Below are 12,879 nucleotides of genomic sequence, written 5' to 3' on the forward strand. Positions count from 1 at the left end.
CAGCTCGATCTGGATCACTTCAAGCGCATCAACGATCGCTATGGCCATCAGGCGGGTGACAGAGTGCTGTCGACGGTGGCCAGTACCCTTGCCAGCACCGTTCGTGAGGGTGACTTGCTGGGCCGCGTGGGCGGGGAGGAGTTTTGTGTCGTGCTGCCGAATACCACACTACAGGACGCGGTGGCGGTAGCAGAGCGGCTACGCCTGCGAATTCAGGGCCGGGAGGTCTTTTTACATAACAATGTGACGCTGCGGGTCAGTGCCTCGCTGGGGGTCAGTACCAGCGAAGAGCAGGGGGAGTATCAGTTTGAAGCCTTACAGTCGGTGGCCGATCGTCGTCTCTATCTGGCAAAGCAGAACGGCCGCAATCAGGTCTGTTTTCGCAGCGAAGCGTGAGCAAAACGTTTCGCCCGAATCAGGCGAAATGAGATTTTTCTTAAAGTGTTCGACGGGGATCGCGCTATCGAATGAAACCGGTTTGCGGCGAAGCCTTCTCGCATCAGCCCTGGAGCCCTGCTCAAAGCAAAGCGCTAACATTCTCAATAATTTGCGTCATGAATATCGCTTGTCATGCAAAATAATTGAGGATAATGTTTTAACGCATCGGATTTCCCGGTGTAACGAATTTTCAAGTGCTTCTTGCATTAGCAAGTTTGATCCCGACTCCTGCGAGTCGGGATTTTTTTCGCCTGCCGTTAGCGGTTAACTTCACTGGCGCTGAAATCGTGAATGTCGAGCTCAAATGCCTCCGCCAGTTCGCGCCAGGTATGTGACCCGCGGCCATCAATGCTGGCGCGCTGTGGGTCGTCCAGAGTGCGATGGATTTCACTTTCGCTAATCTCATTAATCGCTGCCAGTAGCGCATCCACGTTGACATCAACGTCATTTCCGGCCTGGCCAGTCAATCGATTCTTCATCATTACCCCCTCGCTGAGCGTCGCTCAAGCCTCTTTAAGTATAGTCGGTCTAAAAAAACACCAGTCATGGGCCGCGACGCTGCGAGTTGCGTGGTTTTGTTCTACACTGGCTGAAAAATAGAGGAGAGTGAATATGCAGGTGAACGATCGTGTCACGGTGAAGACCGACGGTGGCCCACGTCGATCGGGGGTAGTGCTGGCAATTGAGTCGTTTAGTGAAGGGACGATGTATCTGGTTTCGCTGGAAGACTATCCTTTAGGGATCTGGTTTTTCAACGAAATAGGGCATCCGGATGGGATCTTCGTCGAAAAAGAAGCCTCATAAAACGGGACTGGCGGTACCACCGCCAGTCTGTTTCAACGCAGATTCACCTGAATACCTGAAGTTACGTTTTCGGTCAGCCGAACGATATGGTAAATCACCTGCTTATTGTGCGTTTGTATTTTCTTTTTAATATTGCCTTTATGCGATGATACCGTCTTCGCTTTGATGTTCATTTGCGTTGAAATTTGTGACGTGCCGTGCCCGGCCATCCACATTTGCAGCATATTTGATTCTGTTTTACTCAGCGACAACGTCGGTAAATTTAATTGCCCCAGGCTACTGTTTTTGTATTTTAGATAATTAACCAGAATAACATCAAGGTCTTTTGGCGTTATCGATTTCGAACTGATCAGCAGGTTTTTCCGTACCCGCAAATAGCGGTCAAAATGAATGTTTGCCAGCGACATAAAGATAACAAACAGCGTCGCCGGGTTTTGCGTAATGATCTGGCGAATAATACCATTACTTTCATCATCATGCACGAAGCAGTCTTCATTAAGAAACACCACTGCCGGACAACACGACGCGCAATGTTTTTGCAAATCTGTCGCGCAATGGACCTCAACGATTTCCTGTTTTTTTATTCCCCGACTGGTCAGATAACCCGTTAAGCCTAACCGGGTATAACTGCACAAATCCATAATCATCGTTGACATGACCCATCCTCAATCAACACGTAACGATATTCTCTTCACACGCATTGTGCGAAGCAGTCCTTGCGAGCAGTAATAGTAGGTTTACGAAAGAACCTATTAGTTCCGTTAAACTATTCCGCATCTATGCATATAATTTGCCAGGAAAACTCTTAAAGTAAAGTCGAGAACCGGTAGTGTGAGCGGATTAAAAACAAAAAGTGCCCATAGATGCTATGGTTACGCCCCAAACATTATTTTATTTTCGGAATTTCCTTATTTCAAATGAAGGCGGTGCTGCCCGTTCCTGTTTTGCCCGGTTTTTCCGCCGGGAGCGGGGGTGGAAGGCTTAACGCTTTAATGCCACAATACTTTTTTATCGGCTTGTGGGATGAATGATGAAACAGTTAGTTTTTGCGGGCATGGTGGTGGCGCTGGCCGGATGTGTGCAGGTTGATCATTACGATGACGTCGTTAAAGCACCGGCGCCGGCTGGCCTTGAGGGCTACTGGCAATCGAAAGGGCCGCAGAGTGAAATGATGAGCCCTGACGCGATCGCCAGCCTGATCGTCACTAAAGAAGGGGATACCTTCGACTGCCGCCAGTGGCAGCGCGTGATCGCGCAGCCGGGTAAACTGATGAACCGCGATAACCAGATCTACAACGTTACCGCTTCCCTGGATATCTATCCAATCGAGCGTGAGGGCAATACCCTCTCCTACGATCGTATGACGTTGACTCGCGTTGAACGCCTCACCCCTGAGTGCGAAAAGGCGTGGGCCAAAGCGCGTACGACAGGGGCCGTCAGCGCGCGGGCTTCCGTGCGCTGAGGTTCCGGCGGGCCCGTTCCGGCCCGCCAGGTACATCGCCAGCTGACTACAGCACGGCTTCCATCACCCACACGCTCACGCTACCCCCGTTGCAGGTAAAGATCGCGCTACCCTCAGCGTCGGTTTCGACAATCTCTTCCCGGTTGCCGAGAAAATCCCGCCAGCGTTTATTGCCATAGTTCTCGCCCAGCGTCAGGGTTTTTTCTCCCTCATCGCCATTGGACATCACCACCACGCAGCCGGGATCCTCGTCGGTGCCGCTACGGCTGAAGGCAATACAGTTGGGGTGATCGAACCACAGCGTTTGCACGCCATGGGCAAAGCGCTGACGGGCGTCGATCAGTTCATGCAGTTGTTCGATAACGGGCATCTCAATGGCGTAGGTTTGTCCATCGCCGCCGGTATCTTCATAGGATGCGCCGAAAAGATCGGCATAAAAGACCGACGGCACACCATTTTCACGCAGCAGGATCAGCGCATAGGCCAGCGGCTTGAACCAGGGTTCAACCGGCGCCTCGAGGGCCTGCAGCGGCTGCGTATCGTGGTTTGTCACCAGCGTCACGGCGTGAAAAGGGTCGGCTTCCACCAGCGTGCCGCTGAATATCTGGCTCATGTCATAATCGCGCCCCTGGCGTGAGGCTTCATGAAATTTCATCTGCAGCGGGGCATCGAACAGCATCGTCTTGCCCTCGACCAGGTCGATATACTGCTGGAGCTTTTCCACCTCATGGGACCAGTATTCCGCGACAATAAACAGCGGCTGCGGCGCCACCTCCTGGACGTGCTCGATCCACGCTTTGTAAAACCAGGCGGGGATATGCTTCACGGCGTCAAGACGAAAACCATCGCAGCCGGTCTGCTCCATGACCCAGCGCGCCCAGTATTTGATCTCCTCGGTAACGGCGTGATTACGAAAATCAATGTTGGCGCCCATCAGGTAGTCGAAGTTACCAAGCTCATCGTCGACCTGCTCGTTCCAGCCTTCACCGGTGTAATCGTTGACGATTTTAAACACACCGTCTTCCGTCGGATTCTCAATGTGGTCGATACCGCTAAAGCATTTGTAGTCCCAGACAAATTGCGAATACTGCCCGGCCCGCACCGGAAAGGTATAGCGAGTCCATGCCTCACACTCAATGATCTCCTCGGCAATCTGGGTGCGATCGTGCTCATCGACGCGCTGCACCTGCAGGGTTTCTTTTTCATCGGCGCCCATTTTGTGGTTCACCACCACATCCAGCAGCACGGCGATATCATGCTCTTTCAGAGCCTTCATCGCCGCCAGCAGCTGCGCTTTATCGCCATATTTGGTGGCGACTGAGCCCTTTTGATCAAACTCACCAAGGTCGAAGAGATCATAGGTGTCATAGCCGACGGAATAACCGCCCGAGGCGCCTTTATAGGCGGGCGGCAACCAGACCATATTGATGCCGATTTCATTCAGGCTGGGGGCCAGCGCTTCGACTTCACGCCATAGCTCGCCGCCGGCGGGGTAGTACCAGTGAAAACATTGCAACAAAGTGGGGTTTTTCATCTTCCATGCTCCAGACGTCAACAGGCTGACCTTTGCAGTATGGGAGATATCCCGCAAAACGGGAGAGGAAAGCCCTGATTTTCGCTATACCCTAATCGGGATCATATATAATAAATTGGCATAAGATGTAGCGTAACGATGTTGGTGCCGGGCCGTTAAGCGCCTTACACTACAGGAAAATCCTAACCTTCGGGGTATCTATGAAATTAGCACTTCTGGGTCGTCAGGCGCTGATGGGCGCGATGGCCGTTGTTTTGATGGCTGGCGTTAGCGTGAAAACTTTTGCAGCGGAAAACCTGCTCAATCAGGTTAAAGAGCGCGGTACCCTGCGCGTGGGCCTCGAAGGCACCTATCCTCCTTTCAGCTTCCAGGGCGATGACGGCAAGCTGACCGGATTTGAAGTGGAGTTTGCCAACGAGCTGGCGAAACATCTTGGCGTGAAAGCCGATCTCAAACCGACCAAATGGGACGGTATGCTGGCCTCGCTGGACTCCAAACGCATTGACGTGGTGATTAACCAGGTCACTATCTCCGATGAGCGTAAGAAGAAATACGATTTCTCAACCCCGTACACTATCTCCGGTGTGCAGGCGCTGGTGAAGAAAGGTAACGAAGGCGCGATTAAAACCGCAGCGGATCTGAAAGGCAAGAAAGTCGGCGTCGGGCTGGGCACTAACTATGAAGAGTGGCTGCGTCAGAACGTCCAGGGCGTTGATGTTCGCACCTATGATGATGACCCGACTAAATACCAGGATCTGCGTGTAGGCCGTATTGACGCCATTCTGGTTGACCGTCTGGCCGCGCTGGATCTGGTGAAGAAAACTAACAATACGCTGGCGGTAACCGGTGAAGCGTTCTCCCGTCAGGAGGCCGGCGTGGCGCTGCGCAAAGGCAACGACGATCTGCTGAAAGCGATTGACGCCGCGATCGCGGATATGCAGAAAGATGGCACCCTGAAGTCGCTGTCAGAGAAATGGTTTGGCGCTGACGTGACGAAATAACGGTCAGTGGTGAAAAAAGGCGCTCCTGGAAGCGCCTTTTTTTATTTAGCGCGTAACTGTGTGCATAATGAAGCATAACTGAGTCAGGAGGGGCCATGTCACTGCAAAATTTAACCCGCTTTCCGCGTCTGGAATTGATTGGCGCGCCGACGCCGCTGGAGTATCTGCCGCGTTTGTCCGATCACCTTGGGCGCGAGATTTTTATCAAACGCGATGATACAACGCCGCTGGCGATGGGAGGCAATAAACTGCGCAAGCTGGAGTTTCTCGCCGCCGATGCGCTGCGGGAAGGGGCAGATACCTTAATCACCGCCGGCGCGATCCAATCCAACCATGTGCGTCAGACGGCGGCGGTCGCCGCGAAGCTGGGGCTGCACTGCGTGGCGCTACTGGAAAACCCCATTGGCACCGGGGCGGAGAACTATCTGAGCAATGGCAACCGCCTGCTGCTGGATCTGTTTAATACCCAGGTTGAGATGTGCGATGCCCTGACCAATCCTGCCGAACAGCTCGACGAGCTGGCGACCCGCATCGAGGCGCAGGGCTATCGCCCCTACGTCATCCCGGTCGGCGGATCCAATGCGCTCGGGGCGTTAGGCTATGTGGAAAGCGCGCTGGAAATCGCCCAGCAGTGTGAAGGCGCGGTGGAGATCTCATCGGTGGTGGTGGCTTCCGGTAGCGCCGGTACGCATGCCGGGCTGGCTGTGGGACTCGAACAGCTGATGCCGCAGGCGGAACTGATTGGCGTGACGGTATCGCGCTCCGTCGCTGACCAGCTGCCAAAAGTGGTGGCGCTGCAGCAGGCCGTGGCCAACAGCCTCGAGCTGCAGGCGAAAGCCGATATCATGCTGTGGGATGATTACTTTGCCCCGGGCTACGGTACGCCGAACGAGGAAGGCATGGCCGCCGTGAAGCTACTGGCGCAACTGGAAGGTATTTTGCTCGATCCGGTCTATACCGGCAAAGCGATGGCCGGGCTTATCGACGGCATTACGCAGAAGCGTTTTAAGGATGAAGGACCGATTTTGTTCGTCCATACCGGCGGGGCGCCGGCGCTGTTTGCCTATCATCCTCACCTTTAATACAGAAACGACAGCATGCAAGAAAGTATCCAACTGGTCATCGATTCCGCTCCTTTTCTGCTCAAAGGGGCCGTCTTTACGCTGCAGCTGAGCATTGGCGGGATGTTTTTCGGCCTGGTGCTGGGCTTTATCCTGGCGCTGATGCGCATGTCGCCCCTCTGGCCGGTAAAATGGCTGGCGCGCATGTATATCTCCATTTTTCGCGGCACGCCGCTTATCGCCCAGCTGTTTATGATCTACTACGGCTTGCCGCAGTTTGGCATCGAGCTTGACCCGATTCCGGCGGCGATGATCGGCCTGTCGCTCAATACGGCGGCCTACGCGGCGGAAACCCTGCGCGCGGCCATCGCCTCGATCGACAAAGGGCAATGGGAAGCGGCGGCCAGTATCGGCATGACGCCGTGGCAGACGATGCGCCGGGCCATCTTACCCCAGGCGGCACGGGTCGCTTTGCCGCCGCTGTCCAACAGTTTTATCAGCCTGGTCAAAGATACCTCGCTGGCGGCGACGATCCAGGTGCCAGAGCTGTTCCGTCAGGCGCAGCTTATCACCTCGCGAACCCTTGAGGTCTTCACCATGTATCTCGCGGCCTCGTTGATCTACTGGGTGATGGCGACCGTCCTCTCCTCGCTGCAGAACTATTTTGAAAACCAGCTGAACCGCCAGGAGCGTGATCCGAAATGAGTGCGATAGAAGTGAAAAGCCTGGTGAAGAAATTCCATGGCCAGACGGTGCTCCACGGTATCGACCTGGAGGTACAGAAAGGGGAAGTTGTGGCGATTATCGGCCCCAGCGGCTCGGGTAAAACCACTCTGCTGCGCAGCATCAACTTGCTGGAGCAACCGGAGAGCGGCACCATCCGCGTTGGCGATGTGACCATCGACGCCGGTCGCAGCATGGGGCCGCAGAAAGGACTCATTCGCCAGCTGCGCCAGCATGTCGGCTTTGTCTTCCAGAACTTTAATCTGTTTCCCCACCGTACGGTGCTGGAGAACATTATTGAGGGGCCGGTCATCGTAAAAGGTGAAGATAAGCAGGAGTCGATTGTGCGGGCGCGCGATCTGCTGGCGAAAGTGGGTCTCAGCGGTAAAGAGAATAGCTATCCGCGTCGCCTCTCCGGCGGTCAGCAGCAACGGGTGGCTATTGCTCGCGCGCTGGCCATGCGTCCGGACGTGATCCTGTTTGATGAGCCAACCTCGGCCCTCGATCCTGAGCTGGTGGGGGAGGTGCTCAACACCATCCGCCAGCTGGCGCAGGAGAAACGCACCATGGTTATCGTGACCCATGAAATGAGTTTTGCCCGCGACGTTGCCGATCGGGCCATCTTTATGGATCAAGGACGCATTGTCGAGCAGGGAGAAGCGAAAGCATTGTTCGCCTCCCCGCAGCAGCCGCGTACTCGCCAGTTCCTCGAAAAATTTCTGATGCAGTAAACCATGCGCTGACGTGGCGGCTTTCCCGGGGGAGGGCCGCCGCGTACAGCCTGTCTTCCCTGCGGCGCGCCACGCTCCTCGTCACCTCTTTGTGCTATTTCTCCCTGTGGCCGTATACACCGCTTCCCATCCCCCCTTGTAGGGTGTAGAAAATGACGGGAAAGTGAGCACGAGGTTCTGCGCTGAGAACGGGAAAAAGGCAAGCCTTCAGACTAATAAATGCGACACCGACAATATTTTATACATATAAATAAGATTTATGTGTTAGTTTTCTGTATTTATAATAATGATTATCAATCAGGAGTTATTTGCACAGCTATGAGGGACAATGATTTTTTCAGCTGGCGGCGGGATATGCTGCATCAATTTCAGTCCGTGGCCGCTGGTGAGGAGGTTTATAATCTCCTGCAACGAGAAACCGAAGCGCTGGAATATGATTACTACACGCTTTGTGTACGCCACCCGGTGCCTTTCACTCGCCCCCGCGTCACCTTCCAGTCGACCTATCCCCGCGCATGGATGTCGCACTACCAGGCCGAAAATTATTTCGCGATAGATCCGGTATTACGCCCGGAGAATTTTATGCGTGGCCATCTGCCATGGGAGGATGGGCTGTTTCGCGATGCGGCGGCATTATGGGACGGCGCCCGCGATCATGGACTGAAAAAAGGGGTGACCCAGTGCCTGACGTTGCCCAACCATGCGCAGGGTTTTCTCTCCGTCTCCGCGAATAACCGTTTACCGGGCTCTTATCCTGATGATGAACTGGAGATGCGCCTGCGCATGCTGACGGAGCTAAGCTTGTTGGCGCTCCTGCGTCTGGAAGATGAGATGGTCATGCCGCCGGAGATGAAGTTCAGCCGCCGTGAACTGGAAATTCTGAAATGGACCGCGGAAGGGAAGACCTCGGCGGAGGTGGCGATGATTCTTTCTATTTCGGAAAATACGGTGAATTTCCACCAGAAGAATATGCAACGGAAATTCAATGCGCCGAACAAAACGCAGATAGCCTGTTACGCGGTGGCGACAGGGTTAATCTGAGAGCGCCTGTCGTTCTGCGTGCCAGACGTGACACCGGCTGTCAGGGATACTTTCAGCCGGTACAGGATTACTGGCGGTAAGCTTGTTTAATTTGCTTAACGGTGCTGGAGAATACGGCAGCCTGAGCCTCATCTTCCATCTGCGCGATCTGCTTTTCCATTTTAATAATCACGCGACCCGCATCCGCCTGGCCCATCGCCTGCAGCATCAGCGTTATCATCGCTTTCAGGCAGGAGACTTCCTGCGCCAGTTCTTGATTATTTTCTGCAGTGGAAAAATCTGGTGTGCTCATCGATATCCTCGTTTACTCGCTGCGCTAATGCGCCTTACCCAATGTGAAGGCCGCGCAGTATACCACAAGCGACGGGAAAAAAAGGAGTGCTTAATTTCTGTTCTCTCATCTGAGCTGTGAATGATTCAGTGCTTCGGATAATACGTAATAGCCGCCAGGCCGCCATTAATTTATTCCATCTATTTAGCACGTTAATATTTGTTACATATTTTGCTGCGTATTTATGCGCTACGTAATCTGTTGTGTTTTTTGTGCTTTCTGTATGAGGATTGTTAAAAAATAAGACGACGGCAACTGACTGTTCTCAATGACTTTCCACTATGTGTGCACAGACATTGCCATAAATGAGCGGCAAATCGAGGTGAGGGCATTTTTTTGCCTTTTAAATTAGCAATAAAACCCGGTAATATGTGGGAGATAAAGTATCAGTAGCGTTATCCCTCATTCTGGAGATTATTCCTTTGATCAACGTTCTTCTTGTTGATGACCACGAACTGGTGCGCGCAGGGATACGACGCATTCTGGAAGATATAAAAGGGATTAAAGTCGCTGGCGAAGCCTGTTGCGGCGAGGACGCCGTGAAGTGGTGCCGGGCTAATTCCGCAGATGTCGTCCTGATGGACATGAACATGCCCGGGATCGGTGGTCTTGAAGCCACGCGCAAAATCGCGCGCTCCGTGGCGGGCACGAAAGTGATCATGCTCACCGTGCATACCGAGAATCCTCTACCTGCCAAGGTCATGCAGGCGGGGGCGGCGGGCTATCTTAGCAAGGGTGCTGCACCGCAGGAAGTGGTGAATGCGATCCGCTGCGTGGCGTCCGGACAACGTTACATTGCCTCCGATATTGCTCAGCAAATGGCGCTAAGTCAGATTGAACCGGAAAAAACGGAATCGCCGTTTGCCAGTTTGTCTGAACGCGAATTGCAGATTATGCTGATGATCACCAAAGGTCAGAAGGTGAATGAGATCTCAGAGCAGCTCAATCTGAGTCCCAAAACGGTTAACAGCTATCGCTACCGAATGTTCAGCAAATTAAACATTCATGGCGATGTGGAGCTGACCCACCTGGCAATTCGCCATGGCCTGTGTAATGCGGAGTCGTTAGCAAGCCAGTGAGTGATGTTTTTGACGCAAAAGCTTTCCTGAAAACGGTGACCAGCCAGCCCGGTGTGTATCGGATGTATGATGCTGGCGGGACCGTCATCTATGTTGGCAAAGCCAAAGATCTGAAAAAGCGGCTCAGCAGCTATTTCCGCAGCAATCTCGCGTCGCGTAAAACCGAAGCGCTGGTGGCGCTGATTGCGCAGATTGACGTGACCGTCACTCACACCGAGACGGAAGCGCTGCTGCTGGAGCACAACTATATCAAGCTGTACCAGCCGCGTTACAACGTGCTGTTGCGCGATGATAAGTCTTATCCTTTTATTTTCCTCAGCGGTGATACTCATCCACGTCTGGCGATGCATCGCGGCGCCAAACATGCGAAAGGCGAGTACTTTGGTCCTTTCCCCAACGGCTATGCCGTGCGGGAGACCCTGGCGCTGCTGCAGAAAATCTTTCCTGTTCGCCAGTGCGAAAATAGCGTCTATCGCAACCGCTCGCGTCCCTGCCTGCAGTATCAGATTGGCCGCTGTCTGGGGCCGTGCGTGGCGGGGCTGGTCAGCGAAGAAGAGTATGCTCAGCAGGTTGAGTATGTACGGCTGTTCCTTGCCGGCAAGGACGATCAGGTCCTGACCCAGCTCATCGCCAGAATGGAGAAAGCGAGCCAAAGTCTGGAGTTTGAAGAGGCCGCGCGCATTCGCGACCAGATTCAGGCGGTCCGCCGGGTGACGGAGAAACAGTTTGTTTCTAATACCGGCGACGATCTTGACGTTATCGGCGTCGCCTTTGAGGCCGGAATGGCCTGCGTCCATGTGCTGTTTATCCGCCAGGGCAAAGTGCTGGGCAGCCGGAGCTACTTCCCGAAAGTACCGGGCGGCACTGAGCTGGGAGAGGTCGTGGAGACCTTTGTCGGTCAGTTCTACCTGCAGGGTAGCCAGATGCGTACCCTGCCGGGGGAGATTTTGCTCGACTTCAGCCTTGGTGATAAGACGCTGCTGGCCGAGTCGCTGTCGGAGCTGGCGGGACGTCGAATCAATGTGCAGACTAAACCGCGCGGCGACAGAGCGCGTTACCTTAAGCTGGCGCGCACCAACGCCGAGACGGCGTTAACCACTAAATTGGCTCAGCAGTCGACCATTCATCAGCGCCTGCAGGCGCTGGCCACCGTGCTGGAACTGCCGGCCGTGAAGCGAATGGAGTGCTTTGACATCAGCCACACCATGGGCGAGCAGACCGTGGCGTCCTGCGTGGTGTTTGACAGCAATGGTCCGCTGCGTGCGGAGTACCGGCGCTATAATATCACCGGCATCACCCCTGGCGATGACTATGCGGCGATGAATCAGGTCCTGCGCCGTCGCTATGGTAAAGCGATTGATGAAAATAAAATTCCGGATGTGATCCTGATAGATGGCGGAAAGGGGCAGCTGGCGCAGGCGAAAGCGGTGTTTGCCGAACTGGATGTTTCCTGGGATAAACATCATCCGCTGCTGCTGGGCGTGGCGAAAGGCAGCGATCGTAAAGCCGGCCTGGAAACGTTATTCTTTGAACCGGAAGGCGAGGGGTTTAGCCTGCCGCCGGATTCGCCCGCTCTGCACGTAATCCAGCACATCCGCGATGAATCGCACGATCATGCGATTTCCGGACATCGTAAAAAACGGGCGAAAGTGAAGAGCACCAGCTCGCTTGAGACTATCGAGGGAGTAGGGCCGAAGCGTCGCCAGATGCTGCTGAAGTATATGGGTGGGCTGCAGGGGCTGCAGCAGGCCAGCGTCGAGGAAATTGCTAAAGTACCGGGCATCTCTCACGGTCTGGCAGAAAAGATCTTCTACTCGTTGAAACATTAGGGGCTCTGTAGCAACATAGGGCTAATTTTTACTTACAACAGATAGTTACCCGTCACTATGCAATTTAATATCCCTACGTTGCTTACTCTGTTTCGCGTCATCCTGATCCCGTTCTTTGTGCTGGCGTTTTATCTCCCCTTTAGCTGGGCGCCGTTTGCCTGCGCGTTAATTTTCTTTGTCGCCGCCGTGACCGACTGGTTTGATGGTTTTCTGGCTCGTCGCTGGAATCAGAGCACCCGGTTTGGCGCCTTCCTGGACCCGGTGGCGGATAAAGTCATGGTGGCTATCGCCATGGTGCTGGTTGCCGAGCACTATCACACCTGGTGGGTCACGCTGCCGGCGGCGACCATGATCGCGCGTGAAATAATTATTTCGGCACTGCGCGAATGGATGGCTGAGCTCGGGAAACGCAGCAGCGTGGCGGTCTCGTGGATTGGCAAAGTTAAAACGACCGCACAGATGGCCGCCCTGGTATGGATGCTGTGGCGTCCTTATCCGTGGGTAGAGTGGGCCGGGATCGCGCTTTTCCTCGTGGCGGCGGTGCTGACGCTGTGGTCGATGCTGCAGTATCTGAACGCGGCGCGCGGCGATTTGCTTGATCAGTGATCGTTTCGCCGTTATTTTCAGCAAACGATGCAAAGTTGCGAAAAATACCGTTGACTCACCGCGAGAGATAAGTAGAATGCAACGCATCGAACGGCGGCACAGTCTTCCAGACGATAACAAAATCAAGTGATTAGCAAATAACTTGATAATGCGGGAATAGCTCAGTTGGTAGAGCACGACCTTGCCAAGGTCGGGGTCGCGAGTTCGAGTCTCGTTTCCCGCTCCAGATTAACAGCATC

The 12,879-nt window shown here is 54.1% G+C and carries 15 protein-coding genes and 1 tRNA gene; 12 read left to right on the forward strand and 4 right to left on the reverse strand.

The window, feature by feature from the left end:
* The coding region (locus CW267_RS02285) for a diguanylate cyclase (protein WP_133124733.1) at window positions 1–396 on the forward strand (396 nt) is incomplete at its 5' end.
* Between the two features lie 299 nt (window positions 397–695).
* Here the strand turns inward: CW267_RS02285 and CW267_RS02290 are convergent.
* A complete protein-coding gene (locus CW267_RS02290) occupies window positions 696–917 on the reverse strand; it encodes a YodD family protein (protein ID WP_032691215.1) in 222 nt (73 codons plus the stop codon).
* Between the two features lie 133 nt (window positions 918–1,050).
* Here CW267_RS02290 and dsrB point away from each other — a divergent pair, with 133 nt between their 5' ends.
* On the forward strand, window positions 1,051–1,242 hold the full coding sequence (gene dsrB / locus CW267_RS02295) for a protein DsrB (protein WP_012541227.1): 192 nt from the start codon (window positions 1,051–1,053) through the stop codon (window positions 1,240–1,242).
* A 32-nt stretch (window positions 1,243–1,274) separates the two neighbouring features.
* On the opposite strand, the gene rcsA is transcribed toward dsrB, so the two are convergent.
* Window positions 1,275–1,898 carry a transcriptional regulator RcsA gene (gene rcsA / locus CW267_RS02300; protein ID WP_008804210.1) on the reverse strand — a complete coding sequence of 208 codons (624 nt, stop codon included), beginning with the start codon at window positions 1,896–1,898 and terminating at the stop codon, window positions 1,275–1,277.
* 371 nt (window positions 1,899–2,269) lie between these two features.
* Here rcsA and yedD point away from each other — a divergent pair, with 371 nt between their 5' ends.
* On the forward strand, window positions 2,270–2,704 hold the full coding sequence (gene yedD / locus CW267_RS02305; protein ID WP_162493239.1) for a lipoprotein YedD: 435 nt from the start codon (window positions 2,270–2,272) through the stop codon (window positions 2,702–2,704).
* 46 nt (window positions 2,705–2,750) lie between these two features.
* Here the strand turns inward: yedD and amyA are convergent, their stop codons facing one another.
* Window positions 2,751–4,238, reverse strand: a complete 1,488-nt coding sequence (amyA, locus tag CW267_RS02310) for an alpha-amylase (protein WP_008804212.1) — start codon at window positions 4,236–4,238, stop codon at window positions 2,751–2,753.
* Between the two features lie 200 nt (window positions 4,239–4,438).
* On the opposite strand from amyA, the gene tcyJ reads away from it, so the two are divergent.
* The 5 genes from tcyJ to sdiA all read left to right on the forward strand — a co-directional run bounded on the left by tcyJ (window position 4,439) and on the right by sdiA (window position 8,795).
* A complete protein-coding gene (gene tcyJ, locus CW267_RS02315; RefSeq protein WP_039104004.1) occupies window positions 4,439–5,239 on the forward strand; it encodes a cystine ABC transporter substrate-binding protein in 801 nt (266 codons plus the stop codon).
* A gap of 95 nt (window positions 5,240–5,334) precedes the next feature.
* The gene (dcyD, locus tag CW267_RS02320; protein WP_008804214.1) at window positions 5,335–6,321 is read left to right on the forward strand and encodes a D-cysteine desulfhydrase; all 987 of its coding nucleotides are present in this window, start codon (window positions 5,335–5,337) and stop codon (window positions 6,319–6,321) included.
* A gap of 15 nt (window positions 6,322–6,336) precedes the next feature.
* Window positions 6,337–7,005 carry a cystine ABC transporter permease gene (gene tcyL / locus CW267_RS02325; protein WP_008804215.1) on the forward strand — a complete coding sequence of 223 codons (669 nt, stop codon included), beginning with the start codon at window positions 6,337–6,339 and terminating at the stop codon, window positions 7,003–7,005.
* Entirely contained in the window at window positions 7,002–7,754 is a 753-nt protein-coding gene (gene tcyN / locus CW267_RS02330) for an L-cystine ABC transporter ATP-binding protein TcyN (RefSeq protein WP_022065150.1), read from the forward strand. Before tcyL ends, tcyN begins: the two co-directional genes overlap by 4 nt.
* A gap of 318 nt (window positions 7,755–8,072) precedes the next feature.
* Window positions 8,073–8,795 (forward strand): transcriptional regulator SdiA, encoded by a 723-nt coding sequence (gene sdiA, locus CW267_RS02335; RefSeq protein ID WP_008804217.1) that lies wholly within the window; start codon window positions 8,073–8,075, stop codon window positions 8,793–8,795.
* A gap of 67 nt (window positions 8,796–8,862) precedes the next feature.
* Here the strand turns inward: sdiA and CW267_RS02340 are convergent, their stop codons facing one another.
* Entirely contained in the window at window positions 8,863–9,087 is a 225-nt protein-coding gene (locus CW267_RS02340; RefSeq protein ID WP_004122104.1) for a DUF2594 family protein, read from the reverse strand.
* A 461-nt stretch (window positions 9,088–9,548) separates the two neighbouring features.
* Here CW267_RS02340 and uvrY point away from each other — a divergent pair, with 461 nt between their 5' ends.
* The 4 genes from uvrY (at window position 9,549) to CW267_RS02360 (ending at window position 12,866) form a co-directional block, all read left to right on the forward strand.
* Window positions 9,549–10,205 (forward strand): UvrY/SirA/GacA family response regulator transcription factor, encoded by a 657-nt coding sequence (uvrY, locus tag CW267_RS02345; protein WP_002911539.1) that lies wholly within the window; start codon window positions 9,549–9,551, stop codon window positions 10,203–10,205.
* A complete protein-coding gene (gene uvrC, locus CW267_RS02350) occupies window positions 10,202–12,034 on the forward strand; it encodes an excinuclease ABC subunit UvrC (RefSeq protein WP_100781494.1) in 1,833 nt (610 codons plus the stop codon). The genes uvrY and uvrC overlap by 4 nt, the downstream gene beginning before the upstream one ends.
* A gap of 57 nt (window positions 12,035–12,091) precedes the next feature.
* Window positions 12,092–12,640 (forward strand): CDP-diacylglycerol--glycerol-3-phosphate 3-phosphatidyltransferase, encoded by a 549-nt coding sequence (gene pgsA / locus CW267_RS02355; protein ID WP_008804219.1) that lies wholly within the window; start codon window positions 12,092–12,094, stop codon window positions 12,638–12,640.
* A 150-nt stretch (window positions 12,641–12,790) separates the two neighbouring features.
* Window positions 12,791–12,866: transfer RNA gene (locus tag CW267_RS02360), tRNA-Gly, on the forward strand.
* The last annotated feature ends 13 nt before the right edge of the window (window positions 12,867–12,879 follow it).

The organism is Klebsiella sp. X1-16S-Nf21 (genome assembly GCF_002837615.1).
Classification (GTDB): domain Bacteria; phylum Pseudomonadota; class Gammaproteobacteria; order Enterobacterales; family Enterobacteriaceae; genus Klebsiella; species Klebsiella variicola.

What these genes read in the sequence shown, in the direction of transcription:
- CW267_RS02290 (WP_032691215.1), bottom strand. Translation starts at nt 917, where the DNA reads ATGAAGAATCGATTGACTGGCCAGGCCGGAAATGACGTTGATGTCAAC.
- dsrB (WP_012541227.1), top strand. Translation starts at nt 1,051, where the DNA reads ATGCAGGTGAACGATCGTGTCACGGTGAAGACCGACGGTGGCCCACGT.
- rcsA (WP_008804210.1), bottom strand. Translation starts at nt 1,898, where the DNA reads ATGTCAACGATGATTATGGATTTGTGCAGTTATACCCGGTTAGGCTTA.
- yedD (WP_162493239.1), top strand. Translation starts at nt 2,270, where the DNA reads ATGATGAAACAGTTAGTTTTTGCGGGCATGGTGGTGGCGCTGGCCGGA.
- amyA (WP_008804212.1), bottom strand. Translation starts at nt 4,238, where the DNA reads ATGAAAAACCCCACTTTGTTGCAATGTTTTCACTGGTACTACCCCGCC.
- tcyJ (WP_039104004.1), top strand. Translation starts at nt 4,439, where the DNA reads ATGAAATTAGCACTTCTGGGTCGTCAGGCGCTGATGGGCGCGATGGCC.
- dcyD (WP_008804214.1), top strand. Translation starts at nt 5,335, where the DNA reads ATGTCACTGCAAAATTTAACCCGCTTTCCGCGTCTGGAATTGATTGGC.
- tcyL (WP_008804215.1), top strand. Translation starts at nt 6,337, where the DNA reads ATGCAAGAAAGTATCCAACTGGTCATCGATTCCGCTCCTTTTCTGCTC.
- tcyN (WP_022065150.1), top strand. Translation starts at nt 7,002, where the DNA reads ATGAGTGCGATAGAAGTGAAAAGCCTGGTGAAGAAATTCCATGGCCAG.
- sdiA (WP_008804217.1), top strand. Translation starts at nt 8,073, where the DNA reads ATGAGGGACAATGATTTTTTCAGCTGGCGGCGGGATATGCTGCATCAA.
- CW267_RS02340 (WP_004122104.1), bottom strand. Translation starts at nt 9,087, where the DNA reads ATGAGCACACCAGATTTTTCCACTGCAGAAAATAATCAAGAACTGGCG.
- pgsA (WP_008804219.1), top strand. Translation starts at nt 12,092, where the DNA reads ATGCAATTTAATATCCCTACGTTGCTTACTCTGTTTCGCGTCATCCTG.